This window comes from Xenococcus sp. PCC 7305 (assembly GCF_000332055.1).
In the GTDB taxonomy this organism is placed as follows: Bacteria; Cyanobacteriota; Cyanobacteriia; order Cyanobacteriales; family Xenococcaceae; genus Xenococcus.
This window is the reverse complement of sequence record NZ_ALVZ01000230.1, coordinates 1-25,539: the sequence shown is the minus strand read 5'-3', so window position 1 is coordinate 25,539 and position 25,539 is coordinate 1. Positions and strand designations below refer to the sequence as shown.

Annotated in this window: 29 protein-coding genes; all 29 read right to left on the bottom strand. The window is 41.2% G+C overall.

Going from position 1 to position 25,539, the window contains the following annotated elements; all coding sequences use genetic code 11:
* Positions 1-60: 60 nt before the first annotated feature.
* The 29 genes from glgX to nifB all read right to left on the bottom strand — a co-directional run bounded on the left by glgX (position 61) and on the right by nifB (position 24,888).
* Complete coding sequence (gene glgX, locus XEN7305_RS23780) at positions 61-2,193, bottom strand: glycogen debranching protein GlgX (RefSeq protein ID WP_006512093.1); 2,133 nt, start codon at positions 2,191-2,193, stop codon at positions 61-63.
* Positions 2,194-2,641: 448 nt separating this feature from the next.
* Positions 2,642-4,525, bottom strand: a complete 1,884-nt coding sequence (modB, locus tag XEN7305_RS23775; protein WP_006512092.1) for a molybdate ABC transporter permease subunit — start codon at positions 4,523-4,525, stop codon at positions 2,642-2,644.
* An 86-nt stretch (positions 4,526-4,611) separates the two neighbouring features.
* On the bottom strand, positions 4,612-5,460 hold the full coding sequence (gene modA, locus XEN7305_RS23770; RefSeq protein ID WP_006512091.1) for a molybdate ABC transporter substrate-binding protein: 849 nt from the start codon (positions 5,458-5,460) through the stop codon (positions 4,612-4,614).
* Positions 5,461-5,519: 59 nt separating this feature from the next.
* Complete coding sequence (locus XEN7305_RS23765; RefSeq protein WP_006512090.1) at positions 5,520-5,774, bottom strand: FeoA family protein; 255 nt, start codon at positions 5,772-5,774, stop codon at positions 5,520-5,522.
* 1 nt (position 5,775) lies between these two features.
* A complete protein-coding gene (locus XEN7305_RS23760; protein ID WP_006512089.1) occupies positions 5,776-7,215 on the bottom strand; it encodes a ferrous iron transporter B in 1,440 nt (479 codons plus the stop codon).
* Entirely contained in the window at positions 7,181-7,807 is a 627-nt protein-coding gene (locus XEN7305_RS23755) for a FeoB small GTPase domain-containing protein (protein ID WP_006512088.1), read from the bottom strand. The genes XEN7305_RS23760 and XEN7305_RS23755 overlap by 35 nt, the downstream gene beginning before the upstream one ends.
* Positions 7,808-7,949: 142 nt before the next feature.
* The gene (locus XEN7305_RS23750) at positions 7,950-8,171 is read right to left on the bottom strand and encodes a hypothetical protein (protein ID WP_006512087.1); all 222 of its coding nucleotides are present in this window, start codon (positions 8,169-8,171) and stop codon (positions 7,950-7,952) included.
* A 19-nt stretch (positions 8,172-8,190) separates the two neighbouring features.
* Positions 8,191-8,535 (bottom strand): hypothetical protein, encoded by a 345-nt coding sequence (locus tag XEN7305_RS23745; protein ID WP_006512086.1) that lies wholly within the window; start codon positions 8,533-8,535, stop codon positions 8,191-8,193.
* Positions 8,536-8,658: 123 nt separating this feature from the next.
* The gene (locus tag XEN7305_RS23740) at positions 8,659-8,973 is read right to left on the bottom strand and encodes a 2Fe-2S iron-sulfur cluster-binding protein (protein ID WP_006512085.1); all 315 of its coding nucleotides are present in this window, start codon (positions 8,971-8,973) and stop codon (positions 8,659-8,661) included.
* 30 nt (positions 8,974-9,003) lie between these two features.
* The gene (locus tag XEN7305_RS23735; protein ID WP_006512084.1) at positions 9,004-9,372 is read right to left on the bottom strand and encodes an iron-sulfur cluster assembly accessory protein; all 369 of its coding nucleotides are present in this window, start codon (positions 9,370-9,372) and stop codon (positions 9,004-9,006) included.
* A gap of 26 nt (positions 9,373-9,398) precedes the next feature.
* Complete coding sequence (locus tag XEN7305_RS23730; RefSeq protein WP_006512083.1) at positions 9,399-10,193, bottom strand: HesA/MoeB/ThiF family protein; 795 nt, start codon at positions 10,191-10,193, stop codon at positions 9,399-9,401.
* A 14-nt stretch (positions 10,194-10,207) separates the two neighbouring features.
* A complete protein-coding gene (nifW, locus tag XEN7305_RS23725; protein ID WP_006512082.1) occupies positions 10,208-10,546 on the bottom strand; it encodes a nitrogenase-stabilizing/protective protein NifW in 339 nt (112 codons plus the stop codon).
* A 13-nt stretch (positions 10,547-10,559) separates the two neighbouring features.
* The gene (locus XEN7305_RS23720) at positions 10,560-10,796 is read right to left on the bottom strand and encodes a hypothetical protein (RefSeq protein WP_006512081.1); all 237 of its coding nucleotides are present in this window, start codon (positions 10,794-10,796) and stop codon (positions 10,560-10,562) included.
* Entirely contained in the window at positions 10,793-11,026 is a 234-nt protein-coding gene (locus tag XEN7305_RS23715) for a CCE_0567 family metalloprotein (RefSeq protein ID WP_006512080.1), read from the bottom strand. Before XEN7305_RS23715 ends, XEN7305_RS23720 begins: the two co-directional genes overlap by 4 nt.
* Positions 11,027-11,082: 56 nt before the next feature.
* A complete protein-coding gene (locus XEN7305_RS23710) occupies positions 11,083-11,559 on the bottom strand; it encodes a NifX-associated nitrogen fixation protein (protein ID WP_006512079.1) in 477 nt (158 codons plus the stop codon).
* A gap of 76 nt (positions 11,560-11,635) precedes the next feature.
* Positions 11,636-12,031 (bottom strand): nitrogen fixation protein NifX, encoded by a 396-nt coding sequence (gene nifX / locus XEN7305_RS23705; protein ID WP_006512078.1) that lies wholly within the window; start codon positions 12,029-12,031, stop codon positions 11,636-11,638.
* A gap of 42 nt (positions 12,032-12,073) precedes the next feature.
* Complete coding sequence (locus XEN7305_RS23700) at positions 12,074-12,547, bottom strand: DUF269 domain-containing protein (RefSeq protein ID WP_006512077.1); 474 nt, start codon at positions 12,545-12,547, stop codon at positions 12,074-12,076.
* 49 nt (positions 12,548-12,596) lie between these two features.
* Positions 12,597-13,931, bottom strand: coding sequence for a nitrogenase iron-molybdenum cofactor biosynthesis protein NifN (nifN, locus tag XEN7305_RS23695; RefSeq protein ID WP_006512076.1), 1,335 nt, complete (start codon positions 13,929-13,931; stop codon positions 12,597-12,599).
* A 76-nt stretch (positions 13,932-14,007) separates the two neighbouring features.
* Positions 14,008-15,384, bottom strand: coding sequence for a nitrogenase iron-molybdenum cofactor biosynthesis protein NifE (gene nifE, locus XEN7305_RS23690; protein WP_006512075.1), 1,377 nt, complete (start codon positions 15,382-15,384; stop codon positions 14,008-14,010).
* Between the two features lie 35 nt (positions 15,385-15,419).
* Entirely contained in the window at positions 15,420-15,734 is a 315-nt protein-coding gene (locus tag XEN7305_RS23685; protein ID WP_006512074.1) for a Mo-dependent nitrogenase C-terminal domain-containing protein, read from the bottom strand.
* Positions 15,735-15,741: 7 nt separating this feature from the next.
* Positions 15,742-16,005 (bottom strand): nitrogen fixation protein NifZ, encoded by a 264-nt coding sequence (locus XEN7305_RS23680; protein WP_006512073.1) that lies wholly within the window; start codon positions 16,003-16,005, stop codon positions 15,742-15,744.
* Positions 16,006-16,091: 86 nt separating this feature from the next.
* Positions 16,092-17,681, bottom strand: coding sequence for a nitrogenase molybdenum-iron protein subunit beta (gene nifK / locus XEN7305_RS23675; protein ID WP_006512072.1), 1,590 nt, complete (start codon positions 17,679-17,681; stop codon positions 16,092-16,094).
* Between the two features lie 119 nt (positions 17,682-17,800).
* Entirely contained in the window at positions 17,801-19,246 is a 1,446-nt protein-coding gene (nifD, locus tag XEN7305_RS23670; protein ID WP_006512071.1) for a nitrogenase molybdenum-iron protein alpha chain, read from the bottom strand.
* Between the two features lie 85 nt (positions 19,247-19,331).
* Complete coding sequence (nifH, locus tag XEN7305_RS23665) at positions 19,332-20,204, bottom strand: nitrogenase iron protein (RefSeq protein WP_006512070.1); 873 nt, start codon at positions 20,202-20,204, stop codon at positions 19,332-19,334.
* Positions 20,205-20,509: 305 nt separating this feature from the next.
* The gene (gene nifU / locus XEN7305_RS23660; RefSeq protein ID WP_006512069.1) at positions 20,510-21,406 is read right to left on the bottom strand and encodes a Fe-S cluster assembly protein NifU; all 897 of its coding nucleotides are present in this window, start codon (positions 21,404-21,406) and stop codon (positions 20,510-20,512) included.
* Between the two features lie 114 nt (positions 21,407-21,520).
* On the bottom strand, positions 21,521-22,723 hold the full coding sequence (gene nifS, locus XEN7305_RS23655) for a cysteine desulfurase NifS (protein WP_006512068.1): 1,203 nt from the start codon (positions 22,721-22,723) through the stop codon (positions 21,521-21,523).
* Between the two features lie 51 nt (positions 22,724-22,774).
* Positions 22,775-23,137, bottom strand: a complete 363-nt coding sequence (locus XEN7305_RS23650; RefSeq protein ID WP_006512067.1) for a 4Fe-4S dicluster domain-containing protein — start codon at positions 23,135-23,137, stop codon at positions 22,775-22,777.
* Between the two features lie 14 nt (positions 23,138-23,151).
* Positions 23,152-23,361, bottom strand: coding sequence for a hypothetical protein (locus tag XEN7305_RS23645; RefSeq protein WP_006512066.1), 210 nt, complete (start codon positions 23,359-23,361; stop codon positions 23,152-23,154).
* A gap of 87 nt (positions 23,362-23,448) precedes the next feature.
* Positions 23,449-24,888: a nitrogenase cofactor biosynthesis protein NifB gene (gene nifB / locus XEN7305_RS23640; RefSeq protein ID WP_006512065.1), complete on the bottom strand. Its 1,440-nt coding sequence runs from the start codon at positions 24,886-24,888 to the stop codon at positions 23,449-23,451.
* Between the last annotated feature and the right edge of the window lie 651 nt (positions 24,889-25,539).

The window sequence follows — 25,539 nt, the reverse complement described above, 5'->3', positions numbered from 1 at the left end:
ATCAACTTTTTCATTACTAACCTACAGAGCGCATCGCAACGCGCCCCTAGATCAATTTGATTAAGTATCATATTTTGCCATCAAAACTACTGAACTTCGAGGGGCAACTTGATAATAGGGATCTGCTACTAGAGGTGCTGTTTTCAGGTCGCAAAAATCCTCTGGTGCAGTTAAGGAAGTATCAATAATGCGATACCAATTATGTTCTGGAAGTAATTGAGGTAACTCGTAAGTTAGAGATTCCCAATAGGCATTAAACATAACCTGGAGACATTCGCCAAATTTGGGATAGGCTAAGGTAAAGCCCACATAATGAGAATCTTCGCAATCATCTGGCTGATTTAGCTTCACCCCATGCCAAATTAAGTAGGGTTCACTTCCTCGTTCGGTGGCTAATGGTGTTTCTAGACGAAAAACTTCCAATCCTTGAATCAAAGCGATGGTACTGTTGACAAAACGAAATAAACCTTGATTTTTCTCCGTCAAACTCCAATCAAACCAAGCCAGTTCGTTATTTTGACAATAGGTATTGTTATTTCCTTGCTGAGTCCTTCTGACTTCGTCTCCCATCAAAATCATTGGTGTCCCTTGAGACATCAGCAGCACGGTAAAAAAGTTTTTAATCTGCTTTAGCCTGAGCTTGGCTATTTCAGGATCTTCGGTTGCTCCTTCTATCCCACAATTCCAGCTATAGTTATCATTTGCCCCATCGCGACTATCTTCTCTATTGGCTTGATTATGTTTTTGATTATAGGAAACTAAATCATTGAGAGTAAAGCCGTCGTGACAGGTCACAAAATTAATACTGCGGTTAATATCCGTATCAGAGCGAGAATAGATATCAGGACTAGCTAAAATCCTCGCAGCCAAGGAACTCACCATTCCCGAGTCGCCTTTGATGAAACGACGGACATCATCGCGAAAAGGCCCATTCCATTCGGAGAACCAATCTCCTAAATCGACAAAACGTCCTACTCCATAGAGTCCAGAAGCATCCCAAGGCTCAGCAATTAACTTCGTTCCCGCCAATACAGGATCAGATTCGATCGCCCATAAAATATTAGCGGTAATAATGGAAGTGTGCCACAGAGAAGCTCCTGCGGCGTCTCTGGCTAAAACTGAAGCCAAATCGAAACGAAAACCATCGACATGCATTTGCGTCACCCAATAGCGCAAGCAATCAATAATAAAGCGGCCGACCACTGGGTGATTAGCCTTAAGACTATTCCCGCACCCACTATAGTTATGGTAGTTAGCCGCATCTTCTGACAGGATATAGTAGGTTTGATTATCTAAACCACGCCAGGAAATTGTGGGCCCTTGATGGTTGCCTTCGGCAGTATGGTTAAATACAACATCCAGAATCACTTCAATCCCTGCTTGATGTAAAGCTTTAACCAGATCGCGAAATTCATCTAGAGCTCCTAAAGGATCGGCACGAGAACTGTAGCTATTATGCAGAGAAAAAAAGTTGATGGTACTGTAACCCCAATAATTTTTTAGTCCCTTGGGCGCATCATTGGCATCAAAGGATTGAATAGGCAGCAATTCTACTGCCGTAATGCCCAATTCTTGTAAATAGGGGATTTTTTCGATTAATCCAGCAAAAGTACCTCGTTTTTGCTGACTGATGCCAGAATTGGGGTGATTAGTAAAGGCTCCGACATGCATTTCATAGATAATGCTAGAAGCATAGGGAGTGCGGGGATGGCGATCCCCTTGCCAATCGTAAGTACTAGTATCGACGACAATGCCTCTTAATGATTGAGCGCAATTATCAATTGGTTGGCTAGCTATCTGGCGATCATAAATTCCCTCACCAGCGATCGCCTTAGCATAAGGATCTAGCAGAACTTTCGACCCATCAAAACGTAAGCCTTTTTCTGGTAGATATGGACCATAGGCGCGATAGGCATATACTTGTCCTGATTTTAGTCCTGGGATAAAAATATGCCAGTAGTTGCAACTGCAATTGACCTTCGGGTCTAAAACAATTACTCTCGAAGGCTGAGGTGCTTCGGGATCGTCGAATAATAGTAATTCAATTCCTTGAGCATGGGAAAAAATACAAAAGTTTACTCCATCAGGATAGATAGTCGCGCCTAGGGGAAAACTTTTTCCCGGCTGAGTATCATTGGTGGGAGCAAGAAATTCTTTTAATGCTGAGTTACTAGCATTGCTTGTTGTAAACATAAAATTTTCTTGTCTGTTGAGAAGTTTCTAAAATCTAATGAAGGCAGAGGGCAGAGGGCAGAGGGCAGAGGGCAGAGGGCAGAGGGCAGAGGGCAGAGGGCAGAGGGCAGAGGGCAGAGACTCTTCGGGTAGAGCTGCGCAAGGGCAGAGGTAGAAGTCTTACTTGCTTATAAGGGGATTTAATGCCGATAAACTCTCTCGGTAGTTGGCTACAAGCTTTTTATTCCCATATTGAATATGTGAAGCTTCATATCTTCACTATGTTTGTTTCCACTTCAGATACACATACCTAAATTGAACAAACAAAAGCCAAACTTAAAAGCAATAGAGGCTACCATTTGCTGAGAATAGCTCATAAATTAATATTTAGTTAATACTCTTTCCAACCTAAAACCTAATACTTGCTCCTTCTGCCTTCTGCCTTCTGCCTTCAAAGACGAAGTCCTGGTCAAATAACAATAATTTTCAGAGGATTAAATTGAATTTTCCAGGGCAGAGGATGATCTTTCAACTCCACCCATTTGTCTTTAAAAACCTCTGCTTGTAGATGATAATCTTCAGGATGATTAGCTGGTTGGTTTAACTTAAGATATAAAGTCATGCGGTGTTGGGTCTCACTAATAGTTGCTAGCCAACAAGGAAAATTATTGATCTCGTTTTCTGAATCAGTTAGCGAAACTCCATCTTGAAATAAGGGTGCTTCCTCGAATTTCGTCAGGATTAACTGATGAGCCCGAATTCCCACATATTCCAAAGATGTTGGTAATGGTTCGATTACCTCGAAAATACAACCCCAGTCGATCGCTTTCACCTGTCGGTCTGAGATTGCAACAGCACGAGAAAAGTTTTTGCAGCCGGTTAGCTGCGCGGTCTTAAAATTGCGAGGATGCTCAAAAATATCCTGCTTTGTGCCTTGAGCGATCGCTTGACCCCGATCTATCACCAATAAATTGGGACATACTCGATAGGCTTCTTCTAGATTATGGGTAATAAATAAAGTTACTCCTTGATAGGTAATAAGATTATTTCTCAGCAGTTTTTCCTGTTTATCTCGCAAATAAGTATCTAAAGCAGAAAAAGGCTCATCGAGAAGCATTATTCCTGGTTTGCTTGCTTTTGCTCTGGCTAGAGCTACTCTTTGTTGCTGTCCCCCTGAAAGTTCCGTGGGGTAGCGATCGCTGATTCCTGGTAAATCGACGGCGATCAATTGCTGCTCTACTTCTTGTTTGATAGCTCTGGGAGATTGGCTTCTCGGCAGGCCAAAGGCAATATTCTCCGCAATAGTGAGATGGGGAAATAGGGCATAATTTTGGAATAAAAAGCCGCATCCGCGATCGCGTGGCGGGAGATTAATACCTCGCGCTGAATCAAATAAGACCCGACCATTTAATACAATACGCCCTCGATCAGGTTGCTCCAATCCGGCAATACAACGCAAAATAAGACTCTTCCCCGCGCCAGAACCACCTAGCAAACCTAAAGGAGTTTGATCTGTCTTGAAGCTAACATCTAAGAGAAATCCCGGTAGTTGTTTTTGGATATCAACAGTTAATTCAATTTTGGCTTTAGGCACAGGATAATCTAAGGATTTTTGTTGATGGGAAATCGGTTTTCTCTGATCTAAATCAGTAATGACTTTGTCTATAAAACCAAAATGACCCCTGCTTCCTCTGCTTCCTCTACTCCCTTCTGTCCAATGGTAGGTTGCCATAATTACGCCTAAGGAAATTGCCAGCATAATAATGACCAATAATAGCGCCCGATCCATTTCCCCTCCTTCAACAGCAAAGAAAATTGCGATCGGAATTGTTTCAGTCCTCCCAGGAATTGAACCGGCTAGCATTAAAGTTGCACCAAATTCACCCAAAGCACGAGCAAAAGCGAGCAAAGTCCCAGCAATCAGGCCCGGTTTGGCTAAAGGTAAAATAATTCGCCAAAAAACTGTCCATTCTGAAGCTCCCAGAGTTCTCGCGCAGGCCAGCAGATTAGAATCAATTTGCCGGAATGCTCCCAAGGCAGTTTTATACATGAGGGGAAAGGCAACTACTGTAGAGGCGATAACAGTAGCATACCAGGAGAAAATAACGGTAATACCAAAATTATCTAATAATTGACCAATAAAGCCGTTTTTACCCAATATTAGTAATAATAAAAAACCCACTACTGTGGGGGGAAGTACCAAAGGAGCCGTCAATGCACCCTCAATTAATCCTTTAGATTTACCCTGATAATTCAACATCCACCAAGCGGCAATAATCCCGAAGAAAAAAGTAATTATCGTGGCAGTAGTGGCTGTTTTAAGAGATATCCAAATTGGAATTAGGTTAGTCATTTGAAGGCAGAGGGCAGCTTTAAATATATTTTGGGGAATTGGGGAATTGGGGAATTGGGGAGTTTTTTTTAGTCAATGGTTAATGATTAATGATTAATGACCACATCAAACCCATACTTTTCAAATATTGCCTGTGCCTCAGGAGTAGTGAAAAACTCTATCAGTTCAGTTGCCGCCTCCGGGCGATCGCTGTCCTTGAGCACAGCAACGGGATAAACCACAGGAGAATGGCTAATTTCAGGAGCCGTGGCAACTATTTGTACCTGCTCAGAATCTTGGGCATCGGTGCGATAAACAATCCCCGCATCTACATTACCTGTGGCAACGTAATTGAGAACCTGGCGAACATCCTTGGCATAAACAGCTTTCGTATTTACTTGATCGGCAATTTCAAAAGAGGTTAATACTTCCTGGGCATACTGACCCGCAGGAACGCTGTTTGGTTCTCCTAGGGCGATTGTCGTTATGTCATTAGTAGTTAAATCAGCAAAACTCTCAAGCTGAAGACTATTATTTCTATTTTCCTTAGGAGCAACCAAAACGACTTGATTCTTTAATAAATCTTGGCGTGTTTGGGTTAACAACAAATCTTTTTTTTCCAAACTGTCCATCTTATCGACAGCAGCAGAAATAAAGATATCTACTGGTGCGCCCTGTTCGATTTGGCGTTGCAAAGAGCCAGAAGAAGCAAAATTATAAATGATTTTAGTCTCTGGATATTTTTGCTCGTATAAAGGCTCAATTGCTTCTATGACATTCTTGAGACTTGCTGCTGCTGAGACAGTTAATTGAGTTGAAGAATTAGCTTGACTGGGATTTCCCAGTTGAACATTCTGTATGCGATCGCTACTAAGCACTAATAGCAACGACAAAACACTAATACTTAAAAATCCCAATATTTTTTGCTTAATAATCACTTTAAACCCCAATACCATAAATTTTGCACAGACATTGCCCTAAAGGATTAGTTTCGCGTCCGTGCAACGCAACGTTTCTACTTACCAATTACCCTAACCTTAATTGAACGAGCAATATCGCGATCAATCGCGATTCTAGTTCGACCTACTTTAATCAAAAAAGAAGGAAATCTTTGTTCTAAAGTAATATGCATTCCCTTATGAACCCCCATCGCTAGCAATTTCTTGACAACTCGCTCATCTTTATTTCTAATTGCCATAATCACGCCCTGAGTTTTAGTTGCTAAAAAATCTAAGGGAGAATACTGAACCGTAAAACCTTGAGTAAGCATTTTAAAAACCAACCTCCATAATTGTTAATAATTGATTGAGTATATAGCCTAAGCCAAAGGCAAAGAAAACCACAAAAATAGCAATCAAAATTGTGTTTTTGATGCCTCGTTCTTTAAACATAAATTGCAGTTGCGCGATACAGGGAATAAATAAGGTTAAAGTAACTGCTGCAACAACCAATTGCTGCCCAGCTAAAATTCCCGAAGAATGTAAATCGAACATTCCCGCTGCCCCATAATCCCGACGGAAAAATCCATAGAGAAAAGTCGGTGCTGCTTCTTTGGGTAATCCCAACCAGAGCATTATTGGCTCTAATGCCCTGACCAATAAATCGAATAATCCTGTAAGTTTGCCTAACCAAATTAAGACTGAAGCCAAAATAAATAAAGGTAGAATTTCGCCAAAATACCATTTAAGACGAACATAGGTCTTAGTCAGGATCGCTTGAGGTCGCGGTAATCTCAGCGGAGGAATTTCCATATAGAAACAAGAAGCATTTCCTGGAACAACTTTTCCCGCTAAAAATCCAATACCCAGGAAAATTATTACCATTACAGTGGCCCAGACAAACAAAGCTGTGGGTTCTTGGGAAAGTAAACCTAAAATCACACCTAGTTGTGCGGAGCAGGGAATAGTTAACGCCAATAGCAAAGTCGCAATAATTCTTTCTCGTTTACTTTCTAGGGTGCGAGTAACCAGAGTTGCCATCGTACCGCAGCCTAAACCCAAAATTAAGGGGATAATCGATCTTCCAGAAAGTCCAATAGTTTTAAACAATCTATCTACTAATAAAGATAGACGAGGTAGGTAACCACTATCTTCTAAGAGGGAAAACATGAGGAAGAAAGTTGCAACAATGGGCAAAACGATCGCCACAGCGTAACGAATCCCCAAAGTAATAATGCCGTAATCATTAGCCAATAAATCCTGAATGACTTGCCAAGGAAAGATTGCCGCAACCAGATTATTGACAATCGGATTAATTTGAGATTCAAAAAAACCTTCAATCCCATCAACTAAAGTTCCGCCACCAAATACCCCGACAAACTGATAGATCCCAAAATAGAGAACTAGAGCCAGAATCGGGATTCCAGTAACAGGATGCACAGTCAATCGATGTAGCCATTCATATTTAAGAGTTCTTTGCCTTGGGTGTTGAATGGTCACATCTTGTTCAATTGCCATTGCTAGCTGATGCCTAGATTGAGCTATCTCAAAGGTCAATGACTCAGACATACTCGCCTGAGTCTCGGTAATAATTCTCTCAATCTCTGGAAAAAATGTTTCTTTCTCCAATTGCGATCGCGTTATCGGATCTTGTTGCAATAACAATAAAGCCAAAGCACGTCGCGAAATCTGATTGTTTGCATCACCGAGTAAGGATTCGATGCGACGGAGCGCCGCTTCAATAGGTGAGGGATAGAGGAGTTGATTGGACATGCTCGGCCACCTTAGCGATTAATTTTTTCAGTCCCACTTTTTGGGCTGCGACCATCGTGACAACAGGAATATTTAGTTTGGAAGCTAATTGATTTTCATCTACCCAAATACCCAATTTTTCTGCTTCATCTATCATATTGACGACCAATAACAGGGGCAATTGAGCCTCAATTAATTGCAAAGTGAGATTCAACATTCTTCCTAAATGCTTGGCATCGACCACATGAATCACCAGATCCATGCTCTCTTTGAGGATTAAATTCCTGGCAACACGCTCTTCTTCGGTAATTGGAATTAGAGAATACATCCCAGGAGTATCATAAAAAGTTACATTCTCTCCAGCAATGGTTCTTTGGCCCTGGGCAACTTCGACTGTAGTTCCTGGATAATTAGAAACCGTAACATATGTACCCGTTAAAAGATTAAATAATAAACTCTTCCCTACATTGGGTGAGCCGACTAAGGCAATAGTAGCTTGAGACTCGCGAGATAGGGTATTGTTTGCCGACTTTCTAGAGCCAAAACCAAATATTTTCTTACTCAGTTTTGCTCTCTTGGGCTGGCAACTTTGATGACAATCGTGGCAATCCATTTTCCTTTTTTATTACTAATTTTAGAATAATAAAAAAGAATCTGATTAACCGTAAAACCAGATACAAATCGATGTTTTAATAATATTTAGTAATATTTTTTTTGATATTTGTCAGGATAATAATATAGCGACCAAGAGGCTATTACTTGAAGCAGCGATGAACAGGAAAGATTTTATGACCAACAGATAAAAATACTAAACATAATAAACCCTTGACCAAAAGAGGAGATAAAATAAAAGCACAAATCATAGCAATTAATGCTGATAAAAAAGCAACTAGCTGATGAATTTCGTCCTGGCCATGAATTACTGAGACAATTGCCCCGATAGATATCGATAAAATAAGCAAACTAGTCAAAAACATTGATCTTTCCTCAAAAGAATTAATCTTTCTGCTGTGCGATCCAACATAAATCCAACCAAAAACGAAAGTCTTGCTGCTTAATCGTTGAGTTGGGATTCCGAATTAAAGAATTGGCATTAAAAAAAATAACTTCCTTCAAACCGATATTTTCTGCGGCATCTCTAAAAACATCTTGTTGCTCTAATAAATGCCTACCAATCCTATCTGGATAATAAATACCCAAATTATAATAATAGGTACGATTATATGTAGAATTTAACTTGATAATTTTCACTAAACAATGACTTAATAACCTACCCGCCATAGGATAATATTGATTAATGATATTGATATATTCCTGTGCCAATTGTTCTCGACTAAGCATTATCAATTTAAGTGAGATATAAACTAGAATCAATTGCTGAATTAGTCATTGGTCTTATCTTGTACTTTTTTAGTTAAATCACGAACAAAAAAGCACAAAAACGAGCAACCAATGACTATTTCCTTAGACCAAATAGGCTTCTTGATGGGTTTTAATCGTGCAATCTGATTTAGGATATGCCACGCAAAGTAGCACATAGCCCTTGGCGATTTGAGCATCATCTAAGAAGCTTTGATCTTCTTGGTCAACTTCCCCTTCGACAATTTTGCCGACACAACTAGAACAGGCTCCGGAACGGCAGGAAGAAGGTATTTCTAGCTCTTGTTCTTCTGCGGCATCGATAATATATTCGTCTTCGGGAACATCAATAGTCACGTCTATTTCGGGAGGTTTTTTGCGTTTTCCTTTGATAAGACGAACTTTATAAGTAGTAGTCATGATGATTTTTCTCCTCTTTTAGATACTTTATTAACTACAAGGCACAGCTTCAGGAGTCCCATCGGCCACAGAGAAAGACTTGCCACAGCCGCAGCCACCAGTAGCATTGGGATTTTCAAAGGTAAATCCTGCTTGAGTTAGGCTTTCTACAAAATCAACGACAATGCCATTCAAAAAAGGTGCGCTTTTGCGATCGAGGTAGATATTTAATTTATCTTGTTCGTAAATTAGATCATCTGCTTCAGGGCGATCGACAATATCTAGGGCATATTCAAAGCCACTACAGCCACCATCAACTGCTGCTACACGAACACCTTTTTCCGTGGTGGTGGCATCGGAATTAGCACGAATGAAACTACGAAGTCTGAAAGCTGCTTTTTCAGTTAAGTGAACGGTCATGAAGATTCTCCTTTGGTTTTAAATAATTAGTGATTAACAGTTAATAGTTGATGATTAATTACACTCTCTGCTTTTGTTGATTGATTGCCACAAACGGGACAATCAGGGTCTTTGTAGAGGTGAAATTTGTTGAACTCTACATTGGCCAAATCCATATTGAGTAACTGACCCAAAAGAGGTTTGCCCAATCCTGTAATGAGCTTGATCGCTTCTAAGGCAGCCAAACAGGCAAGAGTGCCAGAAACTGCACCCAGTACGCCAAAAGCGCGGCGATCCCAGTCAGGTTTTTCAGGAAATATACAAGATAGACAAGGGGTTTGGCCGGGAACAATAGTTGTTAGATAAGCCTCCATACTATTCATGGCAGCTTCTACCATTGGCTTGTGCCAACGGACACAGGCAGCATTAAGCAAATCTCGTTCGGGAAAATTATGAGCGCAACTGAGGGCAATATCAGAACGTTGAACTAGAGCATCGACGTTATCGGCTGTGATATATTCGGCGATCGCCTCTACTTCCACATCAGGATTAATTTGAGAGAGGGTTTCTTTAGCTTTCGCAACCCTCGATTTTCCCACCCAGTCATCAGTCATTAAAATTTGACGGTTCATATCGTCGAGGCGTAACCCACCACCTCGAACCAAAATTAACTTGCCAATACCTGCAACCGCCAGGTAAAGAGCCACAGTCCCACCTAAACCACCAACTCCAGAAACTAGAGCAGTTGTATTTTTCAGAGCTTGTTGTCCTTGCGCTCCCAAATCAGGAAGCTGAATTTGTCGGCTATAACGTTCTAGTTCCTTCGGTGTCAAAGTAGTCATTTTTCCTTTGTCTATTAATTAGCTTTTTTAGTCAAATCATCTAAGGAAACAAAGTTTTTTGGTTTGCTTTGAAAAACTTTAAACAACTTGGTTTCCAAAGGACTCGAACTTAGGAAAACCTGATAGGCTTCGTCTAAGGCAAGTTTATACTTCTCCAATTTTTCGGATTCAGTAACATCGGAAAAAACTTTGTCTACTTCCTTAATTAGTAGGGAAAACTGTTTTAAAATATGGAGGCGATTAATATTCACAAAATCGCGATCATATTCGATGTCAAAAAATTGTAGATAATCTTCTGCATCAGTTAGTTTTTGGAATTGCTCTATAGTTTTGGTTGTTTCAGTTGCGGTCATTGAAAATTACTCCTCATAATGTAGAGATTTGTTTTTGTAAACGGTCTAACTTTCGATAAAGATTATAGTTAGCTAGAGTTTCTTCTAGATCACCAAACTCGGGAAAACTCTGATCTAGTTCTTTCTTGAGTCGGGAAATCTGTTTCGAGATGCGGGACAAATTGGCACGATTCGTTGGCTGAGTTTTTTCTTGTTCGACAAAATACTGCCAACTAGCAATAGTATTGCTTAATTTTGGGGTACTTATCATAATAGTTTTTCCCAGTTTTTAAGTTGTTGTTTCAGCTCAGCTAATTGACGATAAATATCATAGGTTTTAGTCGCTTCCTCAATTAGAGTTTCGTAATCTGTAGGCAAACCTTCGGCAAGATCATGGAGATCCATTTTCATTTGCCCCGCCCGACTATTGAGACGTTTGATTGTTTTTTTTAAATCCGCAACGTTTTCTGGGGTTGGTGGTTTTACTGTAGTTTGAACCATTTTCTTTATTGACTATCAATCAATTGTTTAATGTTTATCGCGAGGTATTTACCGATTTAAGCATCCGCAGCATCAGGAAATTTTGCGATCGCTTTAATGCCGGAATCGACTAATCTTTCTCCTTGGGCAGCCAATTTCTCAAGGGAAGGATAACCAAAGCGTTGGGCATCTCGTAAAGTACGTGATAATACCATCAAGCGACCAGTCCAGACGATCGCCCAACCAAAACCTTCATGGGAAAGATCCATCACGACTTGGCAAAGTTTACCTGTTTGTTTTTCAATACATACTGCGATCGCGCGATAGAAACAGATAATTCTTAATTGAGTCGCCGAATCAACATCTCCTTCAACGGAAATCTGGCTTTTCTTTTCTTTGCTAACCACGAAATTGGACAGCACTAATTCATCTTTCCAATTACGATAAACACCATAATGATCTTGAGCGCGGATTTGGAGCACTAGCTCTTTGAGAAAGGTACTCTCATCAACAATGCTGGTAGTAGTTTCTGATTTAGTAGTTGTAGTAGTCATAATTTAGTGAGTAGTAAATAAGTCTGCTTGCTTGTTCTTCGTGAAATAGTCAATCTGGTCAATAATTAGTCAATAATTATTCATCGGCAAAATCGAATTTTTTAGTATTGCTACCTAAGGCTTTGCGCAACCAAGGGGGCGGATTGCCCAATGTTTTCACCAAAATGTTCAGCACATCGGTAATTTCATCGTCTTTATTCTCAGCTTTTAATGGAGTAATTTTGTTTTTTAGAAGACGAGATGCCGCACTGCCTCCGATCGCAGAAACATAGACGATCGTACAACCGGCAACGGCCTTGATTTTGGGCACTAATTTATCCTCATTGCCATCTTCTTTGAGGTTTCCTCCAAATTCAACAGTGTTAAGGAAGTTATAACCGTCGGTCGAAACATCATAAATATCAACTTTTTTGGCCCAACCAAAGTGAGCATTGATATGGACATTGTCCTGAGTAGCAAAAGCAACTTTCATAGTTTAAAATCTCCTAAATATTAGTCATTAGTTATGTAAATACTAATAAACAAAATTCAAGTAAAGACTAGCTTTGGAAACTGCGTTATGAATATTAGTCTCAGCCGATTCGACTAATTCTGACAAGGAAAGAAAACTCAATTTTCGATAGCCCCAAATCAGTGAATATAAAACTAAAACTCCGCCGCAAGAAATAACTGCTGAACTAAATTCTTTACTTCTCAAATTAATAAAAACTTCAGTACTATGCCCGGTTCTTCTCTCAATAATTGCGCCAATTGCCTGGTAAAAAGCCTTAGTTAGAATTTGATTGAGAGTTTCAAGATTAAAATTATTAGCAGCAGTTTCATGGTGATACCGAGTAGTTATTAGTTGCTCGACCAGTAGTTCATCAGACCAATTATTATATTGACCAAAACTATCTGCCAACCGAATTTGTCGAATCAATTCTTGCAGAAAAGAATCTTGTAATTTGTTTAGCTTTGGTGGGCTTTCCAGGGCTATGGCTTGACTCATCTTCCTTGCTCTCTTACTTACATAAAAACAAATAACAAATAATAAATAACTAATGGCCCAAGTCAATAAAAATATTGCCGATATCAAATAAAAACTGCATTGTTCCTCGATAACCGACTAAACAACGAGAACCATTACCCAAGCGGTCATAAATGGGATAACCCATCCGATACAGAGGAATATTCAGCTTGTCAGCCAACCTTTTCCCTTGGGAATTAGTAATAATTAAATCCGAACCAGGAGCTAAATCTTCTAGATCTTCTAAATCACCAATTATCACCTCATCAATTGGTAGTTCTTTGAGTAGTGGCGACTTAGTTGTAGTTACCGCAGCTTGAATTTCTGCTCCCATTTCATTGAGTAACCAGCTAGTCTGATAGAGCAAATCTGGCTCTAGTGCTAGGGAAACTTTTTTCCCCCCCAGATAAAAATGAGTATCGAGGATCGCATCCTGAAGTTGACGACGCTGACGATTATATTTGTCTGGTACTTGACGAATGGTTAAAAAACGGGGGTCGCTTTGGGCTTCGGAAATTTGAGCCAATTGCCAGATAAAGCTATCCACTGCCTCTAAACCAGTTAAACGAGGAAGTACTTTATAATCAGTGCCAAATTTTTGTTTGAGAGTTTCCGCCGCCGGGCGCATACTTTCCCCGATCGCAATGGTGACAAGCGATCGCTCTAATTGTTGTAACTCTTCTAAAGAAGTGCCCCCCGGGGTTTTGCTATTGTAATCATCATCTAGATGACCATCTACCGAACCAGATAAATCCGGGAGAATTAAGGGTTTGAGACCAAAGGTTTCAACTATGTCTTTGATTTCTTCGACATCTCCAGGTGCTAGTAGTGATCCCGCTAAAATCGTTACCTGGGGTAGGGGAGAAGGATCGTTCGCCCCCACAGGTTGACCATAATCATTAGCGACAATGGAATTAACCGCAGCCGCAAAACCATCTTGCAACGCACCCTTATAATCGGGAGTGGAAACATAGATAACTGGGAAATAATCTAGTTCGGGATGACGTTTGCGGATTGATTTTAGGATGCCATCCATATCATCCCCTCGCGTTTCGGTTAACCCCGTAGTTAATAAGCCGAGTAATTCAGGTTCTGCTTTTTCTACTAAGGTTAAAATCGCCTGTTCGATATTTTCCTCTCCACCCAAAATTGTCGAAACTTCCGTCATCGCTGTAGTTGCGAGGGGAATTGCCTCGCGAAAATGACGAACCAATAACACTTTGGCAAAAGCAGTACAACCCTGAGAACCATGAAACAAAGGAACAATACCCTTTAATCCCAAGAAAGCCAAGGCTGCCCCCAAAGGGGGACTCTGCTTAAGAGGATTGACGGCTACAGATTTTTTATTGCGGGTAATAGTAGTCATTTTAAAAGGATGAGGGATGAAGGATGAGGGATGAGGAACGAGAGTAAATAAATACTTATTACTTATTACTTATTACTTATTTGCTCATTACTTTCTCCCAAGGAGCTGGTTGGCGAACCTGTTGCCAGATCGGGCTTTGGAGCGCGCGATCAAATTCTTTGGCCATTTCGATTAACCCGACATACCCGGCATAGGGTTTATGCCGTTCTTGGTTGATATCGAGGAAGGGAATGCGGGCTTTGAGGGCAGTATATTGGTTCCGTCCTCCAGCCACGAGCATATCGGCCTTAGTTTTTTTAATCACTTGTAATAGCTCTTTAGCGTTACCTTTGGCTAGTTCTATGCCGTCTTTGCCTAATAATTTCCTGATTTTGGCTTTATCTTCTTCTGTGCTCTTCTTGGTACTAGTGGCAACTACTTTCATTCCCAAATCCTGAGCCGCTGATACTACCGACCAACTTTTGACCCCTCCTGTATAAAGGACCATGCGTTTGTCTTTAAGGCGATCGCGATAAGGAGCCAGGGTCAGATCAAGCTTGACAGTTTCTTCGGCAATTACAGTTTCCACCCGTTGCTGTAGGGCTTCATCTCCTATTTTCTGGGCAATATTGCGCAAACAGCGGTTCATATCGGCAACGCCATAGAAAGATTCTTCGATATAGGGAATGCCGTAACGTTCCTCCATTTTGCGCCCCATATTGATCAAGGCTTTGGAGCAGATCATCACATTGAGTTTTGCCCGATGAGCGTAGCGAAGCTCTTCAAAAGTAGCATCTCCGGTAATCTTGGAGAGAACACGAATGCCCACTTTTTCAAATAGAGGTAATACGCCCCAAAGTTCCCCGGCAATGTTATATTCTCCAATCAGATTGATATCATAGGGAGTGGTATATTCAGGTTCGGCAGTGCCGACAACATAATCTAATAAGGATTCTCCAGCCAATCTGTTCCCTAAATTTTTACTGCCCACAAAACCAGGAGAATTAACGGGAATAATCGGGGTAGCAAACTTATCAGTAGCTGCTTCGCACACTGCATCCAAGTCGTCTCCAATAAGAGCAGTAACGCAGGTAGAATAAACAAAGACAGCAGGAGGATCATACCGCTTGATGACTTGGGAGATCGCTTTATATAGTTTTTTTTCCCCACCAAAAATAATATCATTTTCACTAATATCGGTCGTAAAACCCATTTTATAGGTAGTAGCACCCGAAGAAAGACTACCGCGACTACCCCAGGAATTGCCGGCACAGGCGATCGGTCCGTGAACTAAATGAGCGGCATCAGTGATCGGCACTAGGGCGATCGAAGCTCCATCAAAGGCACAACCCCCTTGAGCTGCTCCAGGTTTCGCCTGTTGGGTACAAGCTTTATTTTTGCCTTGTTGTCCTTTTTTGTGATTGTGTTCGCAACCTGGCTCGTTAAGGAGGTCAGCGATTTTTGCTTTTGTCATGGGTAGTTCATCCTTCGTTCTTCGTCTTTCGTCTTTTAACAAATATATTTAGTAATATCCTTTTCACAGTCCCCTTCTAAATAGATAAGAGCGCGAAGACGTAAACCGACAGTTTCGTTATATAAAGGATTTAGTTTACATAAAGCAGGAATATGGAAAGTCCGCCCGAAGATGGTCAGATCTCGTTCAAAGGGGCAACTACAGGGAATGAGATTACAAAGAAAATGAGCGAATCTTTCGTTCTTAACTTCGATGCTATCTACCCAGCGACGTAGGGGATAGAAAAGATCGAAAGAGAATTTTTTGGGGGGAAACAGGGAAGGTCTGTGGTTGTGAGTTTGGGTAGCCATAATTTTCTTAGTTTTCTGCAACTAGTTCGAGTTCTTTTCCCAGACAACCTACGACATTACCAGTTTCTAAAAAATGAACCGAATAGATATATGCAGTTTGTAGATAGGTTCCAATGGAAATGATATATCCTTCATCGCCTTTGTTTGCTAGGGTTTCCCCAATTTGCTTGCCAGGGAAAGTGCCGTCATTGCGGATTTTTTTGCGAACTCTAACTTTGCGATCGAGCTCGAAAGTTGGTTCTTGATCGAGTTCTACATCTCCTAGTTTCATAGCTTTTCTTGTTAGTTAATTAGGCAGGTAGAGGCGATTCGCGGTTTTTTGAGGACGAATCGCCCTGACAAGGGATAAGTCATCAATTAACGAATCAAGTCGAAAGAAATATCAGTTTTCGCGGGAATGATAGTCTGGCGATCGAGTTCGTCAAGGATAGTGTTGATAATCCAGTTATGAAGGTTAAGCGCACCTTTATAACCCAATGTTTCATAGCGATGCATGTGATGGCGATCAAAGATAGGATAGCCAATGCGAACTATTGGGGTATGAGTATCACGCCAGAGATATTTACCGTAGGAGTTACCAATCAAGAGGTCTACAGGTTCAGTAAACATTAAACTCCGTAAATGCCAAAGGTCTTTTTTGCCCCAGATAGTGGAATTTTTACCATAGGGACTAGCATCCAATACAGCTTGTAGCTCTGCTTCAAAATCAGCGTTACTGTTAGTAACGACGATGTGAACTGGCTCTGCACCTAATTCGAGCAAGAAATTAACGAGACCAAATACATGGTCGGGATCACCGTAAAGAGCAATACGTTTACCATGGATCCAAGCTTGAGAATCAGTCATAGCATCCACAGCACGACCTCTTTCTGCCACTAATTCTTCGGGAACCGGCTTACCAGTGATTTCTGATAACTTGCTCAAAAACTCATCAGTACCTTTGATACCAAAGGGACGGAAATTATAGGTTGATTGTCCCCATTCTTTTTCGATCCAGTCCTGAGTTTTAGGAGTAGTGTATTTCTGGAAGAAGAAAGTGCCTTCGGCATTAATCGAATCAGCAGCGTCTTCTAATGTAGTCAGCCCATTGTACATTTTGAATTCACCAGTGTTGGGAGAATCAAAAGCATCGGCATTATCAGAAAGCACAGTGTAATCAATGTCGAATAATTGGAGAATGCGTTTTAGTTCGCGAATATTACCAATATAAGCATCAAAGCCTAAGTTAAAGTTATACTTGCCATTGGTAGTTTCGGTTTTCTTATCAGCTGTTAAGCATTCTAGAATACCCTTGAGCATATTGTCATAGCCAGTGATGTGAGAACCGACAAAGCTAGGAGTATGGGCATAGGGGACGGGGAAATCTTCGGGAATCGAACCTTTGTTTTTCGAAGTTTGGATAAATGCACCCAAGTCATCTCCGATTACCTCAGCCATACAGGTAGTACAGAGGGCAATCATTTTGGGTTTATATAGTTGATAGGAGTTTGCTAACCCATCTACCATATTATTGAGTCCGCCAAATACTGCTGCATCCTCAGTCATCGAAGAAGAAACCGCTTGGAAAGGTTCTTTAAAGTTCCGAGTGAGGTGAGTACGGAAGTAAGCGACACAACCTTGAGAACCGTGAGAATAGGGTAAGGTTCCTTCAAAACCAGCGGCAACAAAGAGAGAACCCAAGGGTTGACAGGCTTTAGCTGGATTAACCGTTAAGGCTTCACGAGCAAAGTTTTTCTCGCGATAATCCCAAGTTTTTGTCCATTCAGCAATTCTTGCTACTTCTTCTTTGCTGTGGGCTCCTTCAAACTGACGCTTAAATTCAAAAGTTTCTTGGTAGGGGTCAGTTTGAAATAAATCGAAATGGTCTTGAATTTTACCAGGCTCTGAAATTACAGGGGGTGTTAAATTTTCAGGAAGGGTAGGATTTTGTTGATTGTTCTGAGTCATGACACTTTACCTTTTATATTATTTGTCTTCTCTGGTTTGTCATTAGTCTGATGTCTTTTGTTGTTTATCGATAAAGAGTGATAATCAATGTGACCGTTGACTAATGACCAATGACTATTTTATTTATCCCAAGGATTTTCAATTAAACCCCAAGTTGGGTTGTTGATTGCTAAATCCATATCGCGAGCGAAAACAGCAAAGCCATGATAGCCGTGATAAGGACCTGAGTAATCCCAGGAGTGCATCTGACGGAAGGGTAGAGCCATTTTCTGGAAGACGTATTTTTCTTTAATCCCCGCAGCAATTAAGTCAGGATTGAGCTGTTTGGCAAATTCTTCAAATTCATGACCGCTCACATCATCGTAAATAACTGTGCCATCTTTGACGTAATCTGCGGTACGTTTATAGTCATCACCGTGACCAAATTCATAACCAGTACCGATTACTTTCATACCTAAGTCTTCGAATGCTGGAATTACGTGGCGCGGACGTAGTCCACCAACCATCATCATGACAGTTTTGCCTGCTAAGCGGGGACGATATTGCTCGATAACTGCATCCATATCAGCTTGATATTGAGCAATTACGCGTTCGGCATTTTCTTGAATAGTTTCGTCAAACTGAGCCGCAATCTTACGAAGAGATTTGGCAATTTGAGTGGGGCCAAAGAAGTTATATTCTAACCAGCGAATGCCATATTTTTCTTCCATGTGACGGCAGATATAGTTCATCGACCGATAACAGTGGATTAGATTTAGCTTGGCTAGGGGCGTCATTACCGTTTCGTTAAATGTACCATCCCCAGAGAATTGACTGATTACTCTTAAGCCGATCGCTTCAAGTAACATACGACTAGGCCAAGCATCACCACCAATATTATAGTCACCGATGATATTTACATCATAAGGACTAGATTCAAATCCTTCAGGAAGTTTACGATATTCATCAGCTTTGGGTAATACCCAGTCACGAACTGTATCGTTAGCAATATGGTGCCCCAAAGATTGGGAAACTCCTCTAAAACCTTCGCAGCGCACGGGAACTACTGGTTTGTTAGTTTCTTTAGCTTTTTTTCTGGCAACCGCTTCAATATCATCCCCAATTAAACCGATGGGGCATTCAGATTCAATAGTCGTTCCATTGCTTAGAGGGAACAGAACTTCTAATTCATCAATTAGTTTGGCTAATTTTTTATCACCACCAAATACGATATCTCTTTCTTGGAAATCGGAAGTGAACTGCATAGTACCAAAGGTATCTACTCCAGTTGTCCCAATGTAGTAATTACGACGACCCGACCAGGAATAATAACCGCAACCTACAGGACCGTGAGAGATATGAATCATATCCTTAACAGGACCCCAGACTACCCCTTTGGCTCCTGCATAGGCACAACCACGAGTGGTCATTACTCCAGGAACGGATTTTTTGTTAGATTTTACTCCGCAATCAGAATTCCCTTCTTCATATACATCGAGGTGTTTGGAGCGCTTTTTAGCAGCCTTCTCTGGATAGGCTTCTAGTACCTCTTTGATCAGTTCTTTGTTCTGTTCTACAGTTGTCATGATATTCCCCTTTTTCAGTTATCAGTTATCAGTGACCAGTTATCAGTGACCAGCTTTTGTCGTAACTGGTCACTATCTCCTGAAATTAAACAACAGCCGCAGCTTTATCTGCTGCAAGTGCTTTTTGGTATTCGGCATCAGAATCCATGAATCCGTATTGAACTAGAAGTTCTTCAAGTTCATCCATGGTGATGGGAGTAGGAATGACCAAATCTTTGTTATGCTCGATTTTGCGAGCTAAGGCACGATATTCATGGGCTTGAGGATGCTCGGGCTCATATTCAATAACAGTCATCCGACGTAATTCTGCTCTTTGAACCACGTTATCGCGAGGAACATAGTGAATCATTTTAGTGCCTAGTTTGTCAGCTAGAGCTTCGATTAATTCAATTTCACGATCAACTTTACGGCTGTTACAGATTAAACCACCTAAGCGTACACCACCAGACTGAGCGTATTTAAGAATACCGCGAGCAATGTTATTCGCTGCATACATCGCCATCATTTCCCCAGAAGTGACAATGTAGATTTCTTGGGCTTTACCTTCACGAATTGGCATCGCAAAACCACCGCAAACAACGTCACCCAATACATCGTAGGATACTAAGTCTAGATCTTCGTAAGCACCTTCTTCTTCTAGGAAGTTAATTGCTGTAATAATACCGCGACCAGCACAACCTACACCAGGTTCGGGACCACCAGATTCAACGCAGCGAACGTTGTTATAGCCAGTGAGTAATACTTCTTCGAGTTCAAGGTCTTCGACAGAACCTCTTTCTGCTGCAAGAGAAAGAATAGTAGTTTGGGCTTTAGTGTGCAGCATCAAACGAGTGGAGTCTGCTTTGGGGTCACAGCCTACAATCATGACTCTTTGAGTTTCTGATAGTGCTGCGATAGTGTTTTGAGAAGTTGTGGATTTACCGATTCCGCCTTTACCGTAAAATGCAATTTGTCTCATGGTTATCTCTCTTTAATTTGTTAGAGGTCAATGGAAATTAGGTGAATGAAAGAATTTCAGATGCCACAAAGTAAGAACTTGTGAAGTCTAGTAATATTTAGTCTGGGGAATTTCGTCCCTGCGAATTCTCGATTCTTATCTGTTGCGGTCATCTAAAATATTCGAGATTAGTCAAGTCTGGAGGAGATCTTTACTGGGTATTATGGAGTAGAAAAGTTAATAAAATCTAGTTCCTAAGGCGCACTCTGGGGGAGATCGCTCTCCATGACTATGGGGGTTAGCTATATACATTGTTTGATAATGTTCTAGACTGATTCAACAATTAAACTAGGTAAGACTCTGTCTTTGAGCGTGGCTTCGATCGCGAGCTTCAAAGTTTCGGTAGAAGAGGCACAACCGCTACAAGCGCCTTTGAGAACGACTTTAACAATATCTCCTTCTACGTCAAATAGTTCCATGTCTCCGCCGTCTTCGGCTAGGATTGGTCTGATTTCTTCGTCGATTACCCTTTGGATTAAGGTAATTTTTTGCAGATTAGTTAGGGATTTGGCTGTTGGGCTAGGGGCAGGTTGACTAGCCGTGGCAATTGCTGCTGCTACCTCGACACTTTTCTCTTTTTCTAGGGTGACTTCATAGATAAGATCGTCGATATCGGGTAAACAAGAGCTGCATCCGCCACCAGCCTTGACATAGTTAGTTACTTGTTCTGCGGTATTAAGGTTATTCTCGCGAATAATCCTGCGGATTTTTGTATCAGAGACGCCAAAACAACGACATATAAGATTTCCTTCATCTTCTTCGTGAGTGTCGAGGGGAATACCTTTGTAGCTATAAATAGCAGCTTCTAAAGCTTCTTGTCCCATGACTGAACAATGCATTTTCTCTTCGGGTAGGCCGCCGAGAGACTCGGCAATTTCCTTGTTGGTCAACTTTAGCGCATCTTCGACATTTCTCCCTTTAAGTAATTCAGTGAGGGCCGAAGAAGAGGCGATCGCGCTGGCACAACCAAAGGTTTGAAAAGTAGCATCCTTAATGGTTTGAGTGTCTTCGTCTATTTTGAGGTGAAGTTTAAGGGCATCCCCACAGGCGATACTGCCGACTTCTCCTGTGACAATTTCTTCTCCTTCCTGCTTTTCCGTAATCTTGCCTTGATTGCGAGGATTATGGAAATGTTCCATTACCTTATCTGTATAGTCCCACATTTGTAGTTACCACCTTAATCAGTTAACAGTGAACAGTTATCAGTTTTTCTCTCTTGGTGAGCGTCTCTTGGTAGACATTCCCTTGCGCCTTTCGGCGGCGCGGGGTCTCACCGCTTATCTAGCGAGCACGGCTTCTTCCTGTTCCTTGAGCCAATCTGCATCATCACTGTTGAAGGGAGAAAGTTCGCGGAGACGATTGATTATACTAGGTAAAACTTCTAAAACGCGATCTATCTCTGCTTCGGTAGTATAGCGAGATAGACTAAAGCGAATTGAACCGTGCAGTACGCTATAGGGCAGTCCTAAAGCTCTTAGGACATGAGAAGGTTCTAGAGAACCAGAGGTACAAGCAGAACCGGAAGAAGCGCAGATATCATATTGGTCAAGAGAAAGTAAGATTGCCTCACCCTCGATATATTTGAAGCCAATATTAGTCGTATTAGGCAGACGATTAACTGGGTCGCCATTAATGACAGTATTGGGAATGCTGCTGAGAATACCTCGCTCCAATTTGTCTCGTAACTGTTGTTCCCAGGCTACTCCTGCCAAATGCTGCTCTGCTAGCTTGGCGGCTTCCCCCAACGCAACTATCCCTGCAACATTTTCTGTGCCACCTCGGCGTCCTCTTTCTTGATGGCCACCAACGAGTAGGGGACGGAATCTGACACCTTTACGCACATATAAAGCACCAATTCCTTTAGGAGCATGAATCTTATGTCCAGAAAGAGTCAGCATATCGATAGTGCTAGTTTTCATATCCAGGGGAATTTTACCCACAGCTTGTACCGCGTCAACATGAAACAGAGCCCCATATTCCTTGACTATTTGCCCAATCTGCTCGATAGGGAAAATCACACCTGTTTCGTTGTTGGCATACATTACCGAAACTACTGCGGTATTGCCGGTTAGCGAAGCTTCCAACTCATCTAAATCTAGTTGTCCTTGCTCATTAACCGAGAGATAAGTGACCGTGTAACCATCTCGTTCTAGTTTACGGCACAGATTCAAAATAGCTGGGTGCTCAACTTCTGTAGTGATAATATGTTTTCTCTTGGGTTGAGCCTTCAGCGCAGCAAGAATAGCTGCATTATCTCCTTCGGTTCCGCAACTGGTAAAGATAATTTCTGAATCTTCTGCTCCTAAAAGAGAAGCAACTTGGGATCTAGCTTGGCGAACAGCGCGACCAACTTGTCCGCCAAAAGTATGCATGCTAGAAGGATTGCCGTAATAGATACTGAGATAGGGTAGCATTGCTGCTAAAACATCATCATCTATTTTGGTTGTGGCGTTGTTATCGAGATAAATGCAGTCGTTCATTGCTCTTTTCTCATTAAATATTCCGTAACTTTTATGATCAATTCGGGGTTTTTAGGTATTTAGCAAAAGATCTAACTTTTGAGAATAAGTATTAAACCAATGCTGCCAATATTGAGTTTCTCTTTTGGCTTTAAGTCGAGATTTTAGTTTATTATGAGTTGAATACCAGTTATCCCAATAGTTGGCTTTAGCTGTTTGAGCCGATTGAATCAAACTAGAAATGCTAGGGGTGCAACCATTAGCGGTAGGACAGCTGGCTACGCATTGAGCGACTGCATAAGAGCCGACACAACCGTTGCAGAGATTAGAATCAATGGAGAATTTGCCGTAATCGTTCTTGGTAATTGCCCCGGTAGGACAAGAAGGCACACAATTCTCACAAGCGATACATTGAGAAGAAATATTATAATTCATGGTCTTGTTCCTGCTTAATTTAGGTCTGGGCTAATGAGGCTGGGAAAACAACCACTATGGGAATTTAAATCATTTTGACAGGGAGGTTCCGGGTAATAGTCGGAACAATTAGTACAAAGACTGTGAGTGGGGGAAATAGTGCTATATTCTTGCTTTATGACTTCTTGGTAATCTTTAAAATTATAGCGATCGCCTTGTGATCTTGTCTCGAAAGTATTAATCATAATTTTATCCCTTGTTGTTTGTCCTTGGTTGCCAGCTATTAGTTTTGTATCTAGTGACCAACAACTAATAGCTAATATCTTGATCAGTTAAACGCTAACTGCAAACTGTTGTTCGTAGTAATCCAAGGCAATCTTGTCAATTGTGTCGTAACCTTGAACTGGTTCTACGCCAGCTTCTCGCAGCATCCCTTGAGGACAATCCCCAATCTTCGAAGCAAGTACAGCTTTGCAATCTTTGATAGCACCAATAATATTGTCTAAGGTTGCTTCTTCACCGTAACCACCCTGACAGTAATGATCTACTTTGCGGTGTCCCACAAATTTGGCTTCTACCCCATCAACTTCAAAGATTTGGAACTCTTTGGCATGACCAAAATGTTGATTAACTACACCACCACCTTTGGTTGCTACGGCAACTAAGATCTTCTTGCCAGCTTGTTTTTGCTTTTTAGCTGCTCGCTCTGCTTTGGCCGCTTGCATAGCATCTTTAATCTGTTTGATACCTGCATGAACTTCTTGGCGTTTTCCGAGATCATATTCGGGAGTCATCTCTAGGAATTTCTCTTTGGTAAATTCTTGAGAACGATCCTCTCCCAACAAACCCACTGCATCAGCGCGACATTGACGACAGTGACGCATCATTTTCATATTGCCTGAACAGTTATCTTGCAAAGCTTTGAGCTCTTTCGGGGTGGGGCCTCTTTGTCCAGTTAAACCAAAGTAAGTACCATGCTCGGGGGCAGAAATTAGGGGCATAATATTATGTAAGAATGCACCCTTAGAACGAATCACTTCATCCACTTCTACCAAATGTTCGTCATTAATCCCTGGAATCATTACCGAGTTGACCTTACAGAGGATATCAGCTTCTTGTAGTGCTTGGATACCTTCCATTTGACGTTCGTGGAGGATCTGAGCTGCTTCTAGTCCTTTCCAACGTTTGCGATTATAACGTACCCAAGGATAGATTTTAGTGCCTACTTCAGGGTCAACCATATTAATGGTCATGGTGACGTGATCTACATTTAGATCTTTGATTTTTTGCACGTGATCCGGAAGCATTAACCCATTAGTCGATAAGCACAACTTAATGTCTGGTGCTTTGTCGGCAATTAATTCAAAGGTACGGAAGGTTTGTTTGGGATTTGCTAAAGGATCTCCAGGGCCAGCAATACCGAGAACCGTCATTTGAGGAATTTTACCTGCAATGACTAAAACTTTATGCGCTGCTTCTTCAGGAGTTAGTAGTTCGCTAACTACTCCAGGACGACTTTCGTTAGCGCAGTCATACTTGCGATTGCAGAAATTACACTGAATATTACAAGCTGGGGCTACTGCTACATGCATCCGTGCATAATGATGATGTGCTTCCTCACTATAACAAGGATGTTTTTCAATTCTTTCTTGAATTTTAGGATCGATCGTTTGGGTCTTAGCAGAAGTAGAACTACAACCGCATCCTTTAGAAGACTTTTTCGCTTTGGTCTTAGATTCTGGTGCCAAGACGGTGCTGGTAGATGGTGACATTTAATTGAATTCCGCAAATGATAGATGTTGACTGAGACAGAAATTGAAAAAATACTGTGATAATCAAACTCTAAATTTCTCCGATTGAACTTGAGTAAAATCTAGCTGTTTGATGACGTTATGAAAGTTATACCATCCGGATTTTTGCTGGAGGGAAAACCTGCACTCGATTAGTTTCATTGAATTCCTTAGGACGTACTCAAACCCTAGAACTGTTGGAGAATGAAGAGAAGATTTTTTTGACGGGTATGGGTAGTGAGTATTTTAATGATGGGGGGTTAGTATTTATTCTTCAAGGCCCTGGTATTTACCCTACTTGATGAAAATACTAGCCAACACCAATGTTCAAGACAACTATAGCGATTAGTTCCCTATTAGCAGTCATTGCACTCAATCTGTCTTTGTCTTTTGTCTTACAGGTTGGATTAGCAATAGCTAATGATTAATCTCCAACACCAGGATAACAATAAAAGGGAATTTTGTATCAAATTTAACTTTCTCTTACCATTTTAATGCGATCGCCTTAAACTAAGGGCGTTGCTGAATCCAGATATGAATTCGTTTCGCGCAAAGGCGCAAAGACGCAAAGAAAGAAGCAAAGAAGATTAGTCCAAAATTCTTTCATGTTTTAAATCAGCAACGCCAGAACTT